Origin of the sequence: Salegentibacter sp., assembly GCF_036568425.1 — a bacterium.
Taxonomy (GTDB): domain Bacteria; phylum Bacteroidota; class Bacteroidia; order Flavobacteriales; family Flavobacteriaceae; genus Salegentibacter.
This window is the reverse complement of sequence record NZ_DATCSO010000068.1, coordinates 1-21,150: the sequence shown is the minus strand read 5'-3', so window position 1 is coordinate 21,150 and position 21,150 is coordinate 1. Positions and strand designations below refer to the sequence as shown.

The window sequence follows — 21,150 nt, the reverse complement described above, 5'->3', positions numbered from 1 at the left end:
AATCGGCTTCGGGATCACTTCTCAGTCCGGGTGGGATATCGATGATTAAAACTTCGGCATCTGCCAGGAAGGAAGTGAGATCGCCTTGTACGCCTTCGGTAAAGACCTTGATCTGGTATGGGGTGATTCCCGCTTCCTGCAGCTGCTCCATTTTTTCCCGGCGGGTTACCGAGCCTTTTATACTATGTTCAGCCTCGATAAGTGCTTTTCCCAGGGGCAAGCCCAGCCATCCGGTTCCTAATATTGATATGTTCATGGTCCTTCCCTGCCCTCCCCGAAGGGGAGGTGTTTTTTAACTTATGTTAATACCATAGCTTTACTCATGGTGATGAGATTCTGAATCAAGTTCAGAATGACGATTATTGTGCAATTCAAATCTACAAAACCCCAGCCTACTCGGGACTTATGGTTTTCTTAAAAATTACCGCATCGTTTACTACAAATGGCCTTGGGATCATACTTTCAGATCTTTCCGGCACATTTAATTCTTGATTTTCCAGGAGATCGAAGCTGGATTCATAAAGGGTGAATGTTGGTTTTTCATTACTTTCCAAGCTGAATTCCACCCGCAAAGTATCTCTCCCCGAAACATGCCAGGTGAGAAGTCGGTCATGCCATCGGCGGGTATGTACATTAAATTTGTTGTCTCCCAATTGGGTGTCAGCCGCCTGTAAACCATTTACTTTAAACTCCTCGAAATCTACACTGCGGTCGGCGAAAAGTTCCAGGCGGTGAATTTTTCGGTTAGGAGCGATCTTTAGGGAATAGTGGGTGATCTCATCCGTAGTCCCCAGGCTATCGAAAAGAATCGTTGGAGCCTGCAAATTTATTGAAGGAGCTTCAGCTCTCCAGGTAAAATTGGAGCCATACTTACTACTGAAGGTTTTCTCGTTTGAAGGTATAATCACCGGTTCCTTTCCGAAGAAATTTTCAGTCCATTCATCAGGCATTTTATCGTAAGAACGCCAGTGAGCGGTATTTTCATCGGCATCAAAGAGATAGACCAGGGAATTGGGTTTTGGTCTCTTCTCGTTAAATTCTGACTTAAAATGTGCGATAAAAAAGAGGATATTAAATATAAGGAAGCTTAGTACTGCCAAGGCTTTCTTTCTTTTAAAATATCCGAATACCGGAAGCATTAGTGTAAACAGCAGCACGCAGAGCAGGGCAGAAGCAAATAGGATCTTTAAGCCCAAAGCTACCGGGAATTGGACTAGAAGCGGCAGGAAGATAAAGATGGCCGGTAGACTTAAAAAAGCCATGAGTAGGTTGTTTGGTTTTTTTTGCCTTATCATTACAAAGAATTGGAGCAAACCAAAATAAACGGGGATTATAAGATAGGCAGCTCCCTTAAGGTAAATGCCAAGTAGGCTGCATAATAACAACCAGAAAAATAAAGGAAAAACAAAAAGGGAGGCTTGATTAACAGGTTTGTGGTAACGGTGATAGGTGAAAAAGGATATGGTAAGACTTAGAAAAAGGAAAGCGGCTATATAATAATATCCGTTATAGGTGAAACCCTGTTCCATTTCTGAAAATTCCGGGTAGATATAGAGGTTAAATTTCCATAAAAGGAAGGTGAGTAGTCCCGCGAGAGTAAAACTTAGCAAAAAAGCCAGAAATCCTTTAAAAACTGATTTGCCATCAAGTCTTTTTTGGGAAAACCCATAAATCAGCAGCAGGATAAAGATCACAACCGCGATCAATAAAATTGGAGTGATCCAGGAGAAGGGATAACTTATCATTTCTCCTCCAGGGAGACTAAAGAAGATAAGTTCTTTTTCGGTTTTAAAATTGGAAAGATCAGCGTCTTTAAAGGTTTCCAGCAATGGCATAAGATAGCTTCCTTGATGGGCCAGGCTTTCTTTATCCAGATTTTTTGGGGTGTCGGTGGCAGCATGATAATCGAAATGATCATCTATAAAAGCGAAATTGAAACCGGGGATATTGGCCTGTTCCCGAAGTACCGTAAGATCTGTATCATTGGGCAGCATTTTATAAATGCTGTACACCAGGGAGTTGGTAACCGGATATTCAGGATTTGCTTCCTGAAAGGCCTCGAGCAATTTGGCATTTCCGGAATTTGTTTCGAGAAACATGAATGAATCTCCACCACTGCCCCGTGCTTCAAAATTTAGGACAAGTCCGGCGTCTTCGGCCCAGGGATGATCTCTTACAAAAAGTTCGGCTCCATTGAGACCAATTTCTTCAGCATCAGTAAATAGAAGGATGATGTCGTTTTGGTGGGATGGGTTTTGAGCCAAAAAAGCTCGAATTCCTTCCAGTATGGTGGCCACGCCACTCGCAGCATCACTGGCGCCCAGGGAGGAATGTGGATTGCTGTCGTAATGCGACATCAATACCAGCGCCGGGCCATCCCCATCCCCTTCAATTCGACTCAGAATATTTTGAGGTCTCACCAGGCTTCCGCGTTTATTTAAAGAATAATCTTCCTGGGTTTGCACCAATAGATTCATCTTCTGTAATTCATTCACGATATAATTACGTACCCTACTGTGCTCGACCGTCTCGATATAATGAGGTTGCTTAGCCATAGCTTCAACGTGTTGAAAGGCGCGTTGGGTAGAGAACTCTGTTTCAGGAATATTTTCCGAAGAAAAATTTTTAGGCTGGCTGCTGTTGAAAGTAAACCAGGCAGCAATGGCGATAAGAATAAGCGAAAAAACGGGAGGTATACTTTTCAGCATAAATAGCACTTGTAATTATTCGGGAATAAAGATAATCAAGATTTTAAGAAAGAAAGGGCTTTAGCCCTAATTGGAAATTTCTTATATTTAAGAGATTAATACTCAAAATTTTAAGCTATGGCTATCAAAAGTTATCAAGGAAAGCAGGCGGCTCCGGAAAAACCGGAGAGTTCGGCTATGCTGGTAAAAGATTATATGACCACCGACCTGATCACCTTCAGGGAAAAAGACCACATTATGGATGTGGCTGAAAAGCTACTGAAACATAAAATTTCCGGGGGATGTGTTGTTGACGAAAAAAATAATTTGAAAGGGATGATCTCTGAGGGGGATTGTATGAAACACGTTTCTGATAGCCAGTATTATAATATGCCTCTGGAAGATACCACTGTTGGGAAACGCATGAATTGCAATGTAGAAACCATAGATGGAAATATGAACGTGATTGATGCCGCCAAAAAATTCATCGAGAAACGTTACAGAAGATTTCCAATTGTTGAAAATGGTAAGCTTGTTGGGCAGATTAGTCAGAGCGATGTATTGCGTGCTGCAACAGAACAAAAAAGCAATAATTGGCACGTTTAAGCTTTAGTTTCTTTTAACCAGGGCATAAATCCCGTTATCGAGTGGAAGATAACCCTGATCATACACAAAATAGTACACCTTTCCGCTCTTAGTGGTGTAAATACTTGTGATATAATCGAAGTTGAATCCCTTGGCTAAAAGTCGGTTTTTGGTGGTGGTGGTTTTTTCATTGGGGTTGCATTCTTCCAGAATACGATAGTTCTTGCGCAGCCGGTTGTTTACGTTTCTAACCAGGTTTTTGCTGTCTTTATTAAGGTTGTTGTGGTATGCGTTGCGGCAATAATCGCTGCAGAACTTTTTATCTACGCGGCCCACAATTTTATCGCCACATTCCAGACAGGCTTTTTGCATTTTTTCAATATTTTCACAATAAATATAATAAAAACCTATTTATAGGGGTGTATAGGGGTGGAATTAAAATGTTTTAAGGCTCTTATTTATTTCTTTGCATTTCAGTTTGCCATTGGCATACTATCTTTGGTTGCAAATAATTTTTTGAGAGAAAGAATTTCCGGTTGCTTTTGGAAGCCCTGATCTTCCATATTTTATGCAATTACCAGGACCAAACGGTTTTTTATTGAAAGTCTTTTAAATCCTGAGCATTGGTGGTCATGGCCAATAGCATTATTAGCAGAAAAACTTTATACTAATCGCATATTCCGAAATATGGAAAACACATACCTATTTCATATTAACAACTTCGGCGCGAGCCATAAAAGAATCCTTTAATCTTTCAATTTTAGAATTGGTCTCATTAGCAAATACCAGGTATTGACATTTTGAAATATGCTGAGGGATTCGAATCAGATCATTGAAAATGCCTGTATTGTTAATGAATTCAGCATCTTCTACAATTAGTAACTTTAACTGGCTCACATTAATCCCTGTTATGGAAAAAAGCTTAAATAGTTTTTTAGGAGTTGCAATCACTATATCTACGCCTTCGTAAATGGCAACTTTCTGAACTTCTATATCGGGTTCATCATACGCACTGAAAATGCGTAGATCCATATATCTGGTGAATTTTTTAAATTTCTTTTCAAGTTCCATCGCGGCTTCTTTGTCTTTTACATAGATCAGTGCCCTGGGCGCATCTTCAAAAGCTGCACTTTCGAGTTTTTGGATTGTACTAATGATCAGCGCAGTGGTTTTGCCATGATTTTCCGGGGAAAAAATGAAAAGATCTCTTCCGCTTTTAATTTTTGGTAATATTTTTTTCTGAAATGGTAACGGCTCTTCAATTCCCAATCTTTCAAGAGCTTCTTTTAATGGGGGATTCAGTTTTTTAAAGGACATCTGCTTTTAATTTTAGCCTGATTACATCAGTTCTACATAACATGGAAATTCAGTACAGGCTTTAATCATGCAGGGTTTAACCGATTTTGCGTGCAGCATCATGCTGGTTTGCTTCAATTTGATAAAAATCAAGATCCAACAAAGATAACTTTCACAATTTTGGCCTCACTATAAAACCCCTTTAAATTTTATTAAACCTGAAAATCACTAATCTGGTGATGCTCTAGACTTTACTTTATAAATTAAGTTTTTCCATCTGCAATCGGTAATCATATTGCAGGTCTTCGTGGAGTTTCTGCAGCTTTGTATTGATAAGCTGAAGCTGTCGCTCATAAAGGTTCTGAAGGGTTTTATTGCGGTGTATAGGCTTAGGGAATGATTTCAACTTCGCACAGAAATAAATAAGAAGCTCCACCTCGGTTTCTGTTTTTCCTGAATAACGGGCGTGTTTTTTCACATCCCTCAGGATTTTCCTCACACTCTTTTTTATAAAATACCAGGTACGGGTGTTGATGCCGGCAAATTGCTCGTCCATCTCTTTTTTTACTTCAGAAATGAATTCGGCCTCATTATCTGCTTCGAATAATAAATAGGTGAGCAGCTCTTTATTCTCTTTTTTGAATTTTGAAAGCCTAAGACAAAGCTCCAGGAGTTCATGCTGAGACCGGAATGCGAGTTCTTTTTTTAACTGACTAACACTGGCTGCTTTCATAAGTTAAAAATATGAATTTAATTATCATTCAATTCTATAAGCTCTTCTTCAATTGATATTCAGGCTCTTAATTACATAATACTGGTTTATAGTACTCTTTTTTCAATTAAAAACATTAAAAGGCTCAGAGAGTATATAAAGATAATTTTCCCGGAAATTAAAACCCTTTACACCTGTTGTCGCTTTTAGGCAATTTTGTATATAAGTTTGAGTTTTAAATCCAATCTGGGTTCTCTACGCTAAGTTTATCTTTTACTTCGCCGGTATGTTGGGTAGTCGATGGTTCAAAAAGTAAAACCCAGGCTTCTTCTTGTGCTACGGGATTGTGTTCTACGCCTCTGGGGACGATATACATCTCACCTTCATGGAGGTTTATGGTTTTATCCCGAAACTCAATTTTAATGCTGCCCTTTATAACCAGGAACATTTCATCTTCATGCTTATGATCGTGCCATACAAATTCACCTTTTAGCTTGGCTAATTTCACCTGTTGTCCATTAAGTTCGCCAATAATTTTAGGCGTCCAATATTCATTAAAAAGCTCGAATTTATCTTTTAGGTTTACTTTTTCTTTATTCCTCATTGATTTATTTTTAATAAAAATAGGACAATATTCCCTCAGCTCATAATGAGTTGAAGTAGTTTAGCTTCAATAGGAAAATCTTTAATACCCTCTTTCGTTTTGAGGTAGTTTTCAATCTCTGTGTCTGTCATTTGATAGGTTTCCTTTAATCCTTCAATAATAATTTTTAAATAATGTTCGTTGGGGGCATTTATTTCATTTTCTAGGTATTCTTCATTGGTAAAGGTGAAAATGGGATAGCCTTCTTCTTCCCCGAGGTGATTGATTTGCCCATACCAGGATTTATTTTTCATATCCAGGGAACCTTCTTTGATTACCTTTTCCAGGTTAATATCAAAATCTCCTTCAAACTTTATCTCCTGCTGTACCAGGTCAACAAATTGCTGGCTGGTAATAAGGTACATACGCCCCAGGGTTTCTACATTTTTATCAAAATCTGATTTAATGAAAGCAGCACCGCCTCCGCTCCAGGTTTTAGAAATTTTAGCAAAATACATTTCCCTGTTAATGAGCAGACCTTTTGTGCGGGTAGGGAATGTTTTGTTGGTGCATCCCGGGTAAATTCGATGGGCACCTTTTGGCTGTCCACCACCTATATAGCACCTAAAACGCTCCTCCAGGAGGTTGGAGCCATAGCAGGCATACCAGACTTTATGTTCTTCTTGTGACATTTTTTCTTTGCAAGTAAAACTTTCTATTGGAATGACAAAATAAGCGGGACAGTAATCTTGAATTAAATATTTTTAAATGTTTACAAACGCCTATAAACGAAAACAAATAATTCCCAACCGATTATTATTTGCGTTCAGTTCTAAGTTTGTTGTGTTGAAATGAACTAACGATTTTCAGCTAAATTAAAATTTTGAGTTATGAGTACTTTAAGAAACAAAGTTCAGTTGATCGGGAATGTAGGAAGAGAGCCTGAGATCGTAAACCTGGAAACGGGAAAGAAAATCGCAAAATTTCCAATCGCGACTAATGAGCATTACAAGAATGCTGCGGGAGAAAAAATTACCGATACCCAATGGCATAATATTGTAGCCTGGGGAAAAACGGCTGAGCTGGTAGAGAAATATGTCGGCAAGGGCAAGGAAGTGGGCATAGAAGGGAAGTTAACCAACCGCAGTTGGGATGACAAAGAAGGCAAGAAGCATTTTATTACCGAGGTGGTTTGCAATGAGCTGCTGTTAATGGGAAATAAGTAGTGTATAAAAAGTAATTTTTCTGAAGATTGAAAATCCCGTCTGCATTCACCGGATGGGATTTTTTACACTAAAAATAAAGTTCCTGAGCCAGCCGGTAAGTATTGGCGTGAGCTTCGATAATTGTTTTAATTTCGGGAGAGTACCCACCTCCCATACTGCATTGTATGGGAATTTTAAGATCACGGCAGGTTTGCAGCACAAAGCGATCGCGTTCTTTGCAGCCCGCGACTGTGCAGGAGAGCTTTCCTAATTTATCGGTTTTTAAAATATCCACTCCGCTTAAATAAAAGATGAAATCGGGATCTTGCTCTTTCACTAAATCCGGAAGGGTGTTTTTGAGCATTCTTAAATAGTCTTCATCGCCCGTGCCATCGGTTAGTTCAATGTCCAGATCAGATTGTTCTTTTTTAAAAGGGTAGTTATTTTTTCCGTGTATTGAAAAGGTGAAAACAGAAGAATCTTTTTCGAAGATCTCGGCCGTGCCATTTCCCTGGTGAACGTCCAGGTCTATAATAAGTATTTTTTTAGCCAGTTTTTTCTGCTGGAGATATCTGGCGGCAATAGCCTGGTCATTTAGCAAACAAAAAGCCTCCCCGTGATCGGAATAGGCGTGATGCGTTCCCCCGGCAATGTTGAAGGCGATACCATTTTCAAGAGCGAAATGACAGCCTTTCATCGTACCATCTGCAATTATGAGTTCTCTTTTCACAAGTTCTGCAGAAAGGGGAAAACCGGTTTTTCTTTCAGCTCTTCTGTCGAGATCAAGGTTTTGTAACTTTGTTAAATATTCAGCATCGTGCACAGCCAGAATATATTTTTCGTCCGGAATTTCCGGCTGAAAAAAATTTGATTCCACACAGGTCCCTTCATGAAGGAGCTGTTTTGGAAGCAACTCATATTTTTCCATAGGGAAACGGTGCCCCTTCGGTAATGGGTGTTTGTAGATAGGATGATAGGCTATTTCGAGCATTTAGCTTGAGTAATCTAACAGGTTTCCGCTTCTAAAAATTTAAAATGTGTGCCCATTTTAAAAGATACATTATTAGAAATGTACTTCCGATACCGACAAATATCGCACCTTGCCAATAGAAGGTTCTCGTTCCCCATTTTCCCCACATTTTTTTACCATGTTCTTTTCTGAAATGACCCCTGGTAAAACTCCAGAAAAGTAATGTGATTATTAAAAAAAGAGAGATTGTTATTATCCAAATTTTTACCATTTGTCGAAATTTTTGTTTTTGTGCTTTGCCAGGGCATTTCAAGCGATGACCAGCATAACCTAAAAGTGCAGCCGGGATCCGAAACTAATTGATGGTAGTTCCCGGTTCTACGCCATCTTCATCGGGGTTCACAAAAACCAGTTTTCCCTGAGCATTTTCGGTCATCAGGATCATCCCCTGACTTTCAACTCCGCGCAGTTTTCGGGGAGCCAAATTAGCTAAAACCGTAACTTTTTTTCCAATGATATCTTCAGCTTTATAATGCTCTGCAATCCCTGAAACAACTGTTCTCTGGTCAAGCCCGGTATCTACCTTTATCACCATAAGTTTTTTGGTCTTTGGCATTTTATGAGCTTCAATGATAGTCCCTACCCTAAGGTCCATTTTGGTGAACTCCTCAAAGCTTGCAGTCTCTTTTTGCGGCTCTACTTTATTCGCTTCAGCGGCATTTGCAGTTTTTGTAGTTTCCAGTTTTTCCAATTGCTTTTCTATTTGTTCATCTTCAATTTTGCTGAATAGCAGTTCTCCTTTTCCAATTTGATGGCCCGCCGGTAAGAGAGCTTCCCGGGTTGTGATCTTATCCCATTGAGACTTCTCATAGCTTTCAAGCCTGTTTTCTTCAGCAGAAAATTTCAGCATACCTTTAAGTTTCACTGAGGTGAATGGCAAGAAGGGCTCACTTAAAGTGGCCAGGGCAGAAGCGATTTGCAGGGCGACATACATTACCGTCTGAACCCTGCCAGCATCGGTTTTTATAAGTTTCCAGGGCTCCTCATCGGCCAGGTATTTGTTTCCAAGTCGGGCCAGGTTCATAAGTTCTGCCTGGGCTTCACGGAAACGATACTTTTCAATAGAACTAGCTATTACTGCCGGATAGGCTTTCAGCTCTGCGATGGTTTGCTCGTCGATTTCTGAGAGCTTTTGAGGCTTAGGAACAATTCCTCCATAATATTTATTGGTAAGTACCACTACGCGATTGATGAAATTCCCGAAAATAGCTACTAATTCGTTATTATTTCTTGCCTGGAAATCCTTCCAGGTGAAATCGTTGTCTTTAGCTTCCGGGGCATTGGCGGTGAGCACATATCGCAAAACATCCTGCTGCCCTGGGAAATCTTCCAGATATTCGTGAAGCCAAACCGCCCAGTTCTTAGAGGTAGATAGTTTCTTGCCTTCGAGATTAAGGAACTCGTTGGCAGGTACGTTTTGCGGCAAAATAAAGTCTCCATGAGCCTTAAGCATTACCGGGAAAATAATACAGTGGAATACAATATTATCTTTTCCTATAAAGTGGATGAGTTTGGTGTTTTCATCTTTCCAGTAAGGCTCCCAATCTTTCCCTTCGCGTTCAGCCCACTCCTTTGTGGAGGAGATGTAGCCTATTGGCGCATCAAACCAAACATATAACACCTTTCCATCGGCACCCTCAACCGGAACGGGAATTCCCCAGTCCAGGTCGCGGGTTACGGCACGGGCCCTAAGCCCGTCGTCTATCCAGGATTTAACCTGGCCGTACACATTGCTTTTCCAGTCGGCTTTATGGCCAACCAGGATCCATTCCTTCAGCCAGTCTTCATATTGATCTAGAGGCAAAAACCAATGCCGGGTTTTCCTGAGGGTAGGCGTAGCTCCAGAAAATGTTGATTTAGGGTTGATAAGATCGGTGGCATTCAGGGAGGTTCCGCAGCTTTCGCATTGGTCGCCGTATGCTTCTTCATTTCCGCATTTCGGGCAGGTTCCGGTTACAAAACGATCGGCCAGAAATTGTTTGGCTTCTTCATCATAAAGTTGTTGGGTTGTTTCTTCAATGAATTTACCATCCTCATACATTTTTTTGAAAAAAGCAGAGGCCGTATCGTGGTGAACTTCGGCTGATGTTCTGGAGTAATTGTCAAAAGAGACCCCAAAATCCTTAAAAGATTTTTTTATAACAGCGTGATACTTATCTACGATGTCCTGTGGGCTCACGCCTTCTTTTTTCGCCTTTATAGTAATTGGTACTCCATGCTCGTCACTTCCGCAGACAAAAGCTACATCGTGGCCTTGCATCCTAAGGAAACGTGCATAAATATCGGCAGGGACATACACCCCTGCAAGGTGACCAATATGGATAGGGCCGTTGGTATATGGTAAAGCCGCTGTAATAGTATATCGCTGTGTAGAATCGCTCATTAATCTTAAACTTTTTTGGAAGCCGTAAAGGTAAGCATCTGTTAAATAATACGCGTTAAATTCTTGTAAAAGACAGGGCTTCTCTGTGGAATGTTCCTGAATTTAGCAACAAACTTTTTCCGAAGAGATTTTTAATGGTTTTCTGCGGAAGCAACTTAATCTAAAATGAAAAAATTAATTGTTTTAATTAGTGTATTGACTTTAGTCGCCTGCGGAAGTTCCCGAAATACCGCTTCGGATGAAAAGTTTGTGGTTGAAAACCTGCAGAAATACTCTTCCGAAGAGCTTAAAAATAGATATCCCAATGCCAATTTTAGGGAAGATGTGGGGATGTTTGAGGAAGGTACCGTGGAACGTGCTTATACCATCCTTTATCCGGATACTCCTAACGAACTTCACATTACCTGGAAAGATAAGAGCAGAACAAAAATACATGATATCAGGTTTGACGTTGACGGGCAATGGAAATCTAGTGAGGGCATTGCAATAGGTACTACTTATGACGAGCTCAACAAGCTGAATGGAAAAGAGATTTCCTTTTATGGTTTTGGCTGGGATTACAGTGGAGCGGTGATGTGGAATGAAGGGAAGCTCGAAGATTCAGGCTTACGCGTTTTCCTGGCACCTCAAAATGATCCAGGAAATAAATTTTACGGAGATCGTCTAATTGAAGCGAGCCCGGAGGAAATAGAAGCCTTGGATCTTAGAGTTGAAACCATAATGCTGATCAATTAAGCAAATTTTAAAGGATTTCCCCCAATTTTTATTCGGTCTGTAAACTTTAATTTTCCTAAAAATTAAATGGCCAAACACAATTCATTAGGAATTAAGGGGGAAAAAATTGCTGTGGCGCACCTTAGAAAAGAGGGGTATGAGATTCTGGCCGAGAACTACAGATTTGATAAAGCAGAGGTAGACATTATTGCCAGAACAGGTGATACCCTCGTGATAGTTGAGGTGAAAACCCGCAGCACCCCCGATTTTGGTCTTCCTCAGGAATTTGTGAAACCAAAGCAAAAGAGACAACTTTTAAAGGTCGCAGATTTCTATATTAATGACAGAAATCTCTCTGAGGTGGAGGCTCGTTTTGATATAATTGCTATCGTGATCAATAAGCAAGGTGTAAAATTGGAACATCTGGAAAATGCTTTTTACCATTTTCAATAAAAAGGCCTGCTGAAATCTCTTTTCAGCAGGCCCTTGAATTAATTAATTATGCTGGAACTACCAGATGACCACGCGATCTTCGGGAGCTAGATACATCTTATCACCTTCTTCAATTTCAAAAGCCTCATAGAAAGCTTCTATGTTTTGAAGTGGCACATAGGCGCGGTACATTCCGGGAGAATGCGGATCGGTTTTGATCTTGTTTTTCAAGGCCTCATCACGCATCTTGGTTCTCCATACGGTTGCCCATGACATGAAGAAACGTTGCTCTGGAGTATAACCGTCAATTTCACCCGGGTTACCATTTTCCTCAAGGTGGATTTGTAATCCATCATAAGCGGCATTAACTCCACCTAGGTCACCAATATTTTCACCAAGGGTAAATTGCCCATTGATAAACACACTGTCTACAACTTCGATTTTGCTGTATTGGTTAGCCAGAGCGCCTCCAAGCTCTTCAAAGGCTTCAAGATCTTCATCGGTCCACCAGTTGTTAAGGTTTCCATCAGCGTCAAAACGAGCACCACTGTCATCAAATCCGTGAGAGATCTCATGACCGATTACGGCTCCAATTCCGCCGTAATTAATGGCTGCATCGGCTTTGTAATCGTAGAAAGGTGGTTGGAGAATGGCAGCAGGGAATACGATCTCATTATAACTAGGGTTATAATAAGCGTTAACTATTTGAGGAGGCATAAACCATTCGGTTTTGTCTACCGGTTCTCCCAGTTTGGCCATATTTTCAGCTGTTCTCCATTTGCTCACATTCATCATGTTCTGGAAATAAGAACCGTCCTTCTCAACTCCTGCGATTTCAAGATCACTGTAATCTTTCCATTCGTCTGGATAACCAACCTTAATAGTAGTAGTACCCAGTTTTTCAATGGCTTTTTTCTTAGTGTCCTCACTCATCCAGCTCAGGTTATTAATCCTGTTTTCGTAAGCTTTAATGATGTTTGCTATCATTTCTTCAGCCTGCTCTTTAGCTTCGGCGGGGAAATGTTCCTCTACATAAAGTTTACCAAGAGCTTCGCCAATGGTCCAGTTGATAGTTTGCAATGCACGCTCATCACGGGGACGTTGTTCCTGGGCTCCTTGCAAGGTTTTGTTATAGAATTCCCAGTTAGCGGTTTCAATTTCGGTAGAAAGCGCATTAGCAGCATCATTAAAGATGCTCCATTTCAAATAAGTTTTCCAGTCTTCAACATTATTCTGATTGAAGACCTTCTGTAAAGTCTTCATATATTTAGGCTGAGCTACGATAATAGTGTCAAGTTCTTTTGCGCCTATTTCGTTGAAATATTTTTCCCAATCTAAAGCCGGAACTGATTTTTCAAGTTCAGAGACAGTCATTGGGTTATAAGTGTTCCGTGCATCTCTACGCTCTACTTTATCCAGTTGAGGTTCTGCCAGTTTGGTCTCGAATTCAAGGATTGTTTTGGCTGCTTCAGATGCTTCTTCTTCAGAATAATCTATATACTGAAGCATTTTGGTAATATGCTCTTTGTATTTTTTACGTTTTTCTTTGGAATCGGCATCATCAGCTACGTAGTAATCCCTGTCCGGAAGGCCTAAGCCCGATGGGTACAAATAAGCAGCATTCTGGTTAGAATTTTTTGCATCGGCTCTTACCCCAAAGGAAAAGAATCCTGCCCCGCCGTATTGTTGCATTTCAGTAAGAAAGGCCTGAAGGTCTTCTTTGTTCTCAATGGCATCTACTTTTGCGAGGTATGGCTTCACAGGTTCAACGCCCAGTTCATTCCGGCTCACCGTGTCCATAATAGTTTTGTAAAGGTAAACCGCTTTGGCCTGATCGCTGTTTGGGTCAAGGCTGTCGCTGGTAGAAGCGCCTGCCAGTAAAGCAAGGGCATCAGCATCGGTGGTTTGTCTTAATTCCATAAAACTACCCCAAGTAGTCTGGTCTTCCGGAATCTCGGTAGAGTCTACCCATTTTCCGTTCACGAATCTAAAGAAGTCGTCTTTTGGGCTTACGGTAGTATCCATATAAGCCAGGTTAATTCCGTGGATTTCCTCTTTTTCAACGCTGTCTTCTTTATCATTTTTACAACCGCTTACTACAGCAGCTCCCAAAAATGAATAAAACAGCAAATTTGTTATTTTCTTCATTTGTTAAATTATTGTTTTTAGATGATGCTAAAATACTAAAAAGAAGCCATTTCATTTAATAATCTTAAAAGTGGAAGACACTTTTTCTAAAATAAATAGAAATTTATTGATCGATAGTAGATAGTTGGAATCTGATTTTTACTTGTTTTTGTGCTGAGAGATGAGTTTTTCGTCAAAGGACTGTTTTAATTGAGTGACTTTTTCGACATTCTCATTTGGTATGGTGATAGAGAGCACATAATGCGCGATCTTCCATTCCGTTTCGGTTTTTTGAAGTACTCCGGAGCCGCGGCAAATTCCCATGTGAGTGTCTAGAAGCTCATCAAACCAGGCGATAGACTTATTTTTGTTAAAATAAATGTTACGTTCCAAACGGGTAAAACTCCAGGCTTTTCCGCGATCAAAATAAGGTTTGGAAAATTCACGAAAATCATCGTTCTGCCAGTTTTCGGTGGCATCGGTGCCTATAAAAACACCATCTTGGGTCATAAGGCTAAAATAGGCATCGAAATCGGCCTCTGCTGCGGCTTTATGCCATTGATCTATGAGTTGGTTGATTTTCTCTTCGGAAGTATCCTGTGAAAATGTCTGGAGGCTAAGTAAACCAAAGAGGATAATAGAAACAAGGTTTTTCATCGAGATAGATTTGTCTCAAGATACAATTTCTAAAGTAATGGAAGGTGTGTTTTGGTTAAACCGAATCTTTAATACGCTCTGTTGCCTGGGAAATACTGTCCTGTTCCCTTTCGAGCTTGTCCAGTTCACGTTCAAAATCCTCCAGGCTTTTTAGGAATAGCTCATTGAGTTGAAGTTTGAAATTATTGAATTCAACCGGAATTTCCTGGGCGGTTTTGGAGATTTGTTCGAGGTTTTTATTTCGGCGAGAGGCAAGTTGCTCAAGAACCTGGGCTTTGGTGGATAAAACGTTCAACCTTGCATCTACTGCTTTTGATTTAAGCGTGTCTGGAACTGTAGTTTTTAAAGATTGCATAATTTGGGAGATGGGTTTTGCACTCTCAATTACCTGGTTAAGGCTGGCCGATTTTAGATTGTTTATCTCATTTTGGGCGGTGATATAATTTACCCATTGCACCACATGTTTTTTGGCTTCTGGAAGCAGTTCTACTTCGGTATCCGGTAAATTAATGTTTTTGGCAAGCAAGGTGCTATCCAACTCGGTTTGCTCGTTGGCTTCGGCATTAACATCAGACTTACATCCGCTGAGGATGAGTAAGCAAAAAAGAGGTATCAGGAGTTTCATATACACACAAAGTTAAATGAAAATTAGCTCTTTAGCCCGGAAATCTTTCCAGGATTAACAGATTTTTAAGTTGAGCACAGGTTTTGAAGGTTTTGTTGCGAATACCTTTATAATATTAAATATATTTGTTGAAAATTGAATAACATGGCCGAAAAAATTTTAGTCATAGGTGCTAGTGGGCAGATAGGAACCGAATTATCCTTAAAACTTCGGGAAATTCACGGAAGAGATCGGGTTATCGCAAGTGATATTCGTGAAGGAAATGAAGAGTTGATGCAATCGGGTCAATTTGAAATTCTGGATGCCACCAACAAATCTAATGTAGAAAGTATTATTAATAAATATGAGATAGAGGAGGTTTATCTTATGGCTGCAATGCTTAGCGCTACGGCAGAACAACATCCCATGAAAGCCTGGAACCTTAATATGGATTCTCTTTTCCATATTTTAAATCTGGCAAAAGATAAGAAGTTAAAAAAAGTGTTTTGGCCTTCTAGTATAGCTGTTTTTGGCCCAACCACACCTAAAGAAAATACTCCCCAAACCACTATAATGGAGCCTTCTACGGTTTACGGCATTAGTAAACAAACCGGAGAGAGATGGTGCCAGTATTTTCATGATAAATATGGCGTAGACGTTAGAAGTTTGCGTTATCCCGGGATTATAAGTTACAAAACCCTTCCTGGAGGCGGGACAACAGACTACGCGATAGAAATTTTTCATGAAGCGCTTAAAAATAAAGCCTATACTTCATATCTAAGTGAATCTACAGGATTACCTATGATGTATATGGATGATGCTATCAAGGCTACAATTGATCTTATGCAAGCTCCTTCAGAAAAAGTGAAGGTAAGGTCCTCATATAATCTAAGTGCGATAAGTTTTACTCCGAAGGAACTCGCAGAAGAGATTAAAAAACATATCCCTGATTTCAGTATTGATTACAATCCTGATTTCAGGCAAAAAATAGCTGATTCCTGGCCCTCTGATATTGACGATTCTGAAGCTAGAGAAGACTGGGATTGGAAGCATCAATATGATCTTTCTGCCCTAACCGCGAAAATGCTTAACGGCGTAGCAGAAGCCTTTGAAATTAATTAGAGAAGGAGATTTAGGCAATTAATACAATAAAAAAAGCCACTGATGATCAGTGGCTTTTGTAGTTTCGAAAATAGGATAATATATCTATTCAATAACGCGCACCTGGCTAGCGTTTACTCCTTTTTTTCCTTCTACTTCAACGTACTCCACTTTGTCACCTTCATTTAGAGTTTCCCCATCAAGAGCAGTAACGTGTACGAAGATGTCTCTTCCTGTGTCGTCGTTGGTTATGAATCCGTAACCTTTGGATTCATTGAAAAATTTAACTGTACCTTCCATTGTAAAAAAATAAATAATTAATAAAGTACAAACTTAATATAATAAAGTAGACGAGCCCATAAATTTTTAAAAATTATTTTGAATCGCTTTAAAATCAGCTTGTTAATCCAGGCCTTTATCCCTCATACGGTCCAGGTTTTCTTTGGTGAGGGTGTAGTCTTTTAGTTTTTTACCATTCCATCTTACATAAAGAAAAATTGGCATTAAGATAAAAGCACTGGCAAGAACGGCGATTCCAATTATGACATCGCCTAATGCCTTGTCATCAAAAGTTCTAATATAAAATCCAATTCCAATCGCGATAAGGATGGCGATTCCTAGTATTTTCATTAAAGTTTTCATAGCTAAACAGTTACTTCAATTAATTTTTGACGGTAGGCGGTGAGTAATTTGGATTTTGAGATAAAACCAACATATTTACCATCTTCTACCACCGGTAGATTCCAGGCATTCGTTTCCTGGAATTTAGTCATGATATCTTTTGGCCTGTCTTTTCTAAGATCAATAATTTCAGGTGCTCGTTGCATAATATCACTTACCTTAACTTCCTTGTACATTTTCTGATCGAACATTATCGGTCTAATATCATCTAAAAGAATGATTCCTAAAAAGTTACGATTTTCGTCAATAACGGGGAAAAGATTTCGGGAGGATTTTATAACGCCCTCATGAATAACATCCCCAAGGTTCATATTTATATTAAGGCTTACAAAGTTTTTTTCTATAATTTGTTTAATATTCAAAAGGGTTAAAACAGCCTGGTCTTTATTATGGGTTAACAAATCACCTCGTTGCGCTAGTTCCATGGTATAAACAGAATGCGGCTGAAACCGATTGGTAATCATAAAAGAAATGGCAGCAGTAATCATTAAAGGCACAAAAAGTTCGTAACCACCCGTAAGCTCTGCAATAAGGAAAATTGCGGTGAGCGGGGCGTGTAAAACCCCGGCCATTAATCCGGCCATGCCGACCATAGTAAAACTACTTACCGAAATAGGATTTCTTAAAACTCCCAGGTTATTTACAACTAATGCGAAGCAGTGTCCCATAGCACTTCCCATGAACATTACCGGGGCAAAAATACCACCGATACCTCCGGCTCCAAAAGTAAGAGAGGTAGCGATAATCTTAAAAAATACGAGGCTCGCAAGTAGTATGATTACAATCCATATATTATCTAGATACTCGTTAAAAAAATTAGTACCAAGAGCTTCAAAATAATCTTCGGCCAGGAGATTATTTATCACATTATAACCTTCACCATATAGTGGCGGAATAAAGTAAATAAGGATTCCAAGTCCAAGTCCGCCCAGTACGAGCCGATAAAAAAGGGAATCAATCTTTTTAAAAGCATCTCCAATTTTGAAATAAATACTGGTAAAATACATAGAAAACCCAGCTGCAAGTATTCCAAGGATTATATAAAAAGGGACCTCCGAGATATTAAAACTATCCTGAAGTTCAAATGGGAGAATAATATCAGAACCAAAGAAAAAATAAGAGGTGAGAATAGCTGAAACCGAAGCAATAAGCAAGGGGACCATAGAAATTAAAGTGAGGTCCAAGCTAAAAACTTCAATAGCAAAAATGATCGCCGCGATGGGTGCTTTAAAGATAGATGACATAGCTCCGGCAGCCGCACAACCTATTAATAAGGTGCGTGAGCTCTGGTTCATCTTAAAAAAGCGCGAAATATTGGAACCTAAAGAAGCTCCAGTTGCCACTGTTGGGCCTTCCAGTCCAACAGATCCTCCAAAGCCAACGGTTAACGGCGCGGTGATTATTGAGGCATACATCTGGAAAGAACGCATAATTCCTTTTCGCCGGGAAATGGCATAAAGCGTAGAAGGAATACCGTGACCTAAGCTTTTTTTGAAAATTACTCTAATAACAAACAATGTAAGGCTTAAACCAATAAGCGGAAAAATAAAATAAAAAGCGTGGTGGTAATTTGCAATCAGGCTTCCTTCCAGTAAGCGCTGTATAAAGTGAGTGAGGTTTTTAATGACTACTGCGCCCAAACCGGCGATAAACCCAATAATAGCACTTAAAATCATCAGGAATTGTTGATGACTTAGATGCCGGTTACTCCATTTTGAAAAACGGATTAATAGTTTTGTAGGTTTGGTGACCACTCAAAAAAATTTTAAGTGAAGGTAAAAAAATCCCGATATGGAATCGGGATTTTTTATCAATTATAATTTTACCTGAAGATGTAATTCATCTAATTGCGCTTTATCAAGATTTGCCGGGGCATCAATCATAACATCTCTTCCGGCATTGTTTTTAGGGAAAGCGATAAAGTCCCGAATGCTCTCCTGGCCCCCCAGGATAGCTACGAGTCGATCAAAGCCAAAGGCTATTCCCCCATGCGGTGGTGCTCCATATTGGAAGGCATCCATAAGAAAACCGAATTGCGCCTCAGCTTCTTCAGGAGTGAAACCTAGATAATCGAACATCCTGGACTGTGTTTCTTTATCATGAATTCTTATTGAACCACCGCCAATTTCGTTTCCGTTCAAAACTAAATCATAAGCATTGGCTCGAACTTCACCCGGTTTTGTTTCAAGCAAAGCGAAATCTTCTTTTTTAGGCGAAGTAAACGGGTGGTGCATGGCATGGTATCGCTTGGTTTCCTCGTCCCATTCAAGAAGTGGGAAATCTACCACCCACAGTGGTGCGAATTCATTGGCTTTTCTCAAACCTAATTCGTTTCCTAAGTGCATTCTTAAGGCGCTGAGCTGAGTTCTGGTCTTGTTAGCGTCACCGGCCATAACCAAAATAAGATCACCATGTTTAGCCCTTGTGGCATCCGCCCAGGTTTTAAGATCATCTTCGGAATAAAATTTATCTACTGAAGATTTCAAACTTCCGTCTCCATTATATTTTGCCCATACAAGTCCGGTAGCGCCAATTTGTGGACGCTTAACCCAGGCAACAAGTTTGTCGATCTCTTTTCTTGTAAATGAAGCGCCGCCCGGAACTGCGATCCCGACAACAAGTTCCTGTTCGTCGAAAATTTTGAAACCTTTGTTTTGGGCAACTTCATTTAATTCGGCAAATTCCATCCCGAATCGAATATCCGGTTTGTCGTTTCCGTATTTTTTCATGGCTTCGGCATAAGTCATCCTGGGGAATTCCTTAACCTCAACATCATTTATTTCCTTTAGTAGGAAACGAGTAAGGCCTTCAAAAATGTTCAGGATATCTTCTTGTTCTACGAAAGCCATTTCGCAATCTATCTGGGTGAATTCCGGCTGCCGATCGGCACGAAGATCTTCATCGCGAAAACATTTTACAATCTGGAAATATTTATCCAACCCGCCTACCATAAGCAATTGCTTGAAGGTTTGCGGCGATTGCGGAAGCGCGTAAAACTGGCCTTCGTTCATTCGGCTTGGGACAACGAAATCACGGGCACCTTCGGGGGTGGATTTTATTAAGTAAGGGGTTTCAACTTCAACAAAGCCTTTTTGGGAAAGGTAGTTTCGTACCTGCATACCTACTTTGTGGCGGAACATCAATTTGTTCTTAACCGGATTTCTTCTAATATCCAGATACCGGTATTTCATTCGTAGATCTTCCCCGCCATCGGTTTCTTCTTCAATGGTAAAGGGAGGAGTCTTGGAAGTGTTAAGAATATTTAATTCTGAAACCAGGACCTCAACTTCACCTGTTGGAATATTAGGATTTTTTGATTCCCGCTCAATCACTTTTCCGGAAATCTGAATAACAAATTCACGGCCGAGTTTCTGGGCTTTTTCCATTAACTCTCCTGATGATCGGTCTTCATCAAAAATTAGCTGGGTAATTCCGTAACGATCGCGTAGGTCTACCCATACCATAAAACCTTTATCTCTTATTTTTTGAACCCATCCCGAAAGTTGGACCTTTTGACCAATATTGGTAATATTTAATTCTCCACAGGTGTGACTTCTGTACATAATTTCCCTTAAATTTTAGTGCCAGCAAAAGTAAGAAGTTCTTATGGGTTTGCCGGTAATTTAATGCTATAAAATATAGGATTTCAGTTTTATTTTAGGCTCTGGCCTAACTTTTAACTACTTGGAATTTAATTTTTTAATCCCCCAATGTTAATTTAATATTAAGTAATTATTGTGTTAATGTAAACTTTTAGGTATATTTAAAAAGGAAATTAAAAAACAGGTCATGAAAAAGATAAAGAATATTTTGATAGCTGTGGCAATAAGCCTTGGTACGGTGGCTATTGCTCAGGAAACTCCGGAACCTAAGTTTGAAAAAGAAGGAGACCTTATTAAAGGTACATTTTATTATGCTGATGGTACGGTTAGCCAGACAGGAACTTATAAAGACGGTAAACTGCATGGGGAATGGACTGCCTATGATATAAACGGAAACAAAACAAGTATGGCAAATTATACTCAAGGTGTAAAAACCGGAAAATGGTTCTTTTGGAATTCAGATAAATTAACCGAAGTGGATTATGAGAATAATCAAATTGCCGGTCTAAATACCTGGAAAATTGAAGGCACTTTAACCACTATGAAATAAATTTTAAAATAAAACAAAAAATCCCGAAGTTGAAGCTTCGGGGTTTTTTGTTTTTTAAACTTGTCCCGTCCTGAAATAGCGATACACTAAAACAGTAGTGTAATGAAAAGATCAACAAAGACTGGGTATATAAAGCGTACCCAAAAAGATTATTCTATTTCTTTTAAACTTCAAGTTGTCCAGGAAATTGAGTCCGGAGCG

21 protein-coding genes and 1 pseudogene are annotated in these 21,150 nt (G+C 39.7%); 6 read left to right on the top strand and 16 right to left on the bottom strand.

Features of this window, described 5'->3' with window-relative positions; genetic code table 11:
* A pseudogene (locus VIM94_RS06590) lies at window positions 1-256 on the bottom strand (SDR family NAD(P)-dependent oxidoreductase); the annotation flags it as partial.
* A gap of 136 nt (window positions 257-392) precedes the next feature.
* Window positions 393-2,708, bottom strand: coding sequence for a M20/M25/M40 family metallo-hydrolase (locus tag VIM94_RS06585; RefSeq protein ID WP_332038495.1), 2,316 nt, complete (start codon window positions 2,706-2,708; stop codon window positions 393-395).
* A 117-nt stretch (window positions 2,709-2,825) separates the two neighbouring features.
* Here VIM94_RS06585 and VIM94_RS06580 point away from each other — a divergent pair, with 117 nt between their 5' ends.
* Entirely contained in the window at window positions 2,826-3,293 is a 468-nt protein-coding gene (locus tag VIM94_RS06580; RefSeq protein ID WP_332038494.1) for a CBS domain-containing protein, read from the top strand.
* 3 nt (window positions 3,294-3,296) lie between these two features.
* Here VIM94_RS06580 and VIM94_RS06575 read toward each other — a convergent pair whose 3' ends face one another.
* The 5 genes from VIM94_RS06575 to VIM94_RS06555 form a co-directional block, all read right to left on the bottom strand.
* Window positions 3,297-3,644, bottom strand: a complete 348-nt coding sequence (locus VIM94_RS06575) for a hypothetical protein (RefSeq protein ID WP_332038493.1) — start codon at window positions 3,642-3,644, stop codon at window positions 3,297-3,299.
* Between the two features lie 330 nt (window positions 3,645-3,974).
* Window positions 3,975-4,589 carry a DEAD/DEAH box helicase gene (locus tag VIM94_RS06570; protein WP_332038492.1) on the bottom strand — a complete coding sequence of 205 codons (615 nt, stop codon included), beginning with the start codon at window positions 4,587-4,589 and terminating at the stop codon, window positions 3,975-3,977.
* A 235-nt stretch (window positions 4,590-4,824) separates the two neighbouring features.
* Window positions 4,825-5,301, bottom strand: coding sequence for a hypothetical protein (locus tag VIM94_RS06565; RefSeq protein WP_332038491.1), 477 nt, complete (start codon window positions 5,299-5,301; stop codon window positions 4,825-4,827).
* A gap of 214 nt (window positions 5,302-5,515) precedes the next feature.
* Window positions 5,516-5,884, bottom strand: a complete 369-nt coding sequence (locus tag VIM94_RS06560) for a cupin domain-containing protein (RefSeq protein ID WP_332038490.1) — start codon at window positions 5,882-5,884, stop codon at window positions 5,516-5,518.
* Window positions 5,885-5,919: 35 nt separating this feature from the next.
* On the bottom strand, window positions 5,920-6,555 hold the full coding sequence (locus VIM94_RS06555; RefSeq protein WP_332038489.1) for a hypothetical protein: 636 nt from the start codon (window positions 6,553-6,555) through the stop codon (window positions 5,920-5,922).
* A gap of 198 nt (window positions 6,556-6,753) precedes the next feature.
* On the opposite strand from VIM94_RS06555, the gene VIM94_RS06550 reads away from it, so the two are divergent.
* Window positions 6,754-7,089, top strand: a complete 336-nt coding sequence (locus VIM94_RS06550; protein ID WP_332038488.1) for a single-stranded DNA-binding protein — start codon at window positions 6,754-6,756, stop codon at window positions 7,087-7,089.
* A 67-nt stretch (window positions 7,090-7,156) separates the two neighbouring features.
* Here VIM94_RS06550 and VIM94_RS06545 read toward each other — a convergent pair whose 3' ends face one another.
* Together VIM94_RS06545 and metG are read right to left on the bottom strand one after the other, a co-directional pair.
* The gene (locus VIM94_RS06545; RefSeq protein ID WP_332038487.1) at window positions 7,157-8,059 is read right to left on the bottom strand and encodes a histone deacetylase; all 903 of its coding nucleotides are present in this window, start codon (window positions 8,057-8,059) and stop codon (window positions 7,157-7,159) included.
* A gap of 334 nt (window positions 8,060-8,393) precedes the next feature.
* Complete coding sequence (gene metG, locus VIM94_RS06540; RefSeq protein ID WP_414707161.1) at window positions 8,394-10,481, bottom strand: methionine--tRNA ligase; 2,088 nt, start codon at window positions 10,479-10,481, stop codon at window positions 8,394-8,396.
* 165 nt (window positions 10,482-10,646) lie between these two features.
* Between metG and VIM94_RS06535 the strand changes: the two genes are divergently transcribed.
* Together VIM94_RS06535 and VIM94_RS06530 are read left to right on the top strand one after the other, a co-directional pair.
* Window positions 10,647-11,216: a hypothetical protein gene (locus VIM94_RS06535; RefSeq protein ID WP_332038486.1), complete on the top strand. Its 570-nt coding sequence runs from the start codon at window positions 10,647-10,649 to the stop codon at window positions 11,214-11,216.
* Window positions 11,217-11,282: 66 nt separating this feature from the next.
* On the top strand, window positions 11,283-11,648 hold the full coding sequence (locus tag VIM94_RS06530) for a YraN family protein (protein ID WP_332038485.1): 366 nt from the start codon (window positions 11,283-11,285) through the stop codon (window positions 11,646-11,648).
* Between the two features lie 57 nt (window positions 11,649-11,705).
* On the opposite strand, the gene VIM94_RS06525 is transcribed toward VIM94_RS06530, so the two are convergent.
* From VIM94_RS06525 to VIM94_RS06515, 3 genes are all read right to left on the bottom strand, one after another.
* A complete protein-coding gene (locus VIM94_RS06525) occupies window positions 11,706-13,775 on the bottom strand; it encodes a M13 family metallopeptidase (protein WP_332038484.1) in 2,070 nt (689 codons plus the stop codon).
* 138 nt (window positions 13,776-13,913) lie between these two features.
* Window positions 13,914-14,411: a nuclear transport factor 2 family protein gene (locus VIM94_RS06520; RefSeq protein ID WP_332038483.1), complete on the bottom strand. Its 498-nt coding sequence runs from the start codon at window positions 14,409-14,411 to the stop codon at window positions 13,914-13,916.
* 55 nt (window positions 14,412-14,466) lie between these two features.
* Window positions 14,467-15,036 carry a hypothetical protein gene (locus tag VIM94_RS06515; protein WP_332038482.1) on the bottom strand — a complete coding sequence of 190 codons (570 nt, stop codon included), beginning with the start codon at window positions 15,034-15,036 and terminating at the stop codon, window positions 14,467-14,469.
* Between the two features lie 144 nt (window positions 15,037-15,180).
* On the opposite strand from VIM94_RS06515, the gene VIM94_RS06510 reads away from it, so the two are divergent.
* Entirely contained in the window at window positions 15,181-16,137 is a 957-nt protein-coding gene (locus VIM94_RS06510; RefSeq protein WP_332038481.1) for an NAD-dependent epimerase/dehydratase family protein, read from the top strand.
* Window positions 16,138-16,221: 84 nt separating this feature from the next.
* Here VIM94_RS06510 and VIM94_RS06505 read toward each other — a convergent pair whose 3' ends face one another.
* From VIM94_RS06505 to aspS, 4 genes are all read right to left on the bottom strand, one after another.
* Window positions 16,222-16,416, bottom strand: a complete 195-nt coding sequence (locus VIM94_RS06505) for a cold shock domain-containing protein (RefSeq protein ID WP_332038480.1) — start codon at window positions 16,414-16,416, stop codon at window positions 16,222-16,224.
* 102 nt (window positions 16,417-16,518) lie between these two features.
* Window positions 16,519-16,746 carry a hypothetical protein gene (locus VIM94_RS06500; RefSeq protein WP_332038479.1) on the bottom strand — a complete coding sequence of 76 codons (228 nt, stop codon included), beginning with the start codon at window positions 16,744-16,746 and terminating at the stop codon, window positions 16,519-16,521.
* Window positions 16,747-16,760: 14 nt separating this feature from the next.
* A complete protein-coding gene (locus VIM94_RS06495; protein ID WP_332038478.1) occupies window positions 16,761-18,473 on the bottom strand; it encodes a chloride channel protein in 1,713 nt (570 codons plus the stop codon).
* Between the two features lie 138 nt (window positions 18,474-18,611).
* Entirely contained in the window at window positions 18,612-20,360 is a 1,749-nt protein-coding gene (gene aspS / locus VIM94_RS06490; RefSeq protein WP_332038477.1) for an aspartate--tRNA ligase, read from the bottom strand.
* A gap of 226 nt (window positions 20,361-20,586) precedes the next feature.
* Here aspS and VIM94_RS06485 point away from each other — a divergent pair, with 226 nt between their 5' ends.
* Window positions 20,587-20,949, top strand: coding sequence for a nicotinic acid mononucleotide adenyltransferase (locus VIM94_RS06485; protein ID WP_332038476.1), 363 nt, complete (start codon window positions 20,587-20,589; stop codon window positions 20,947-20,949).
* Window positions 20,950-21,150 lie beyond the last annotated feature (201 nt).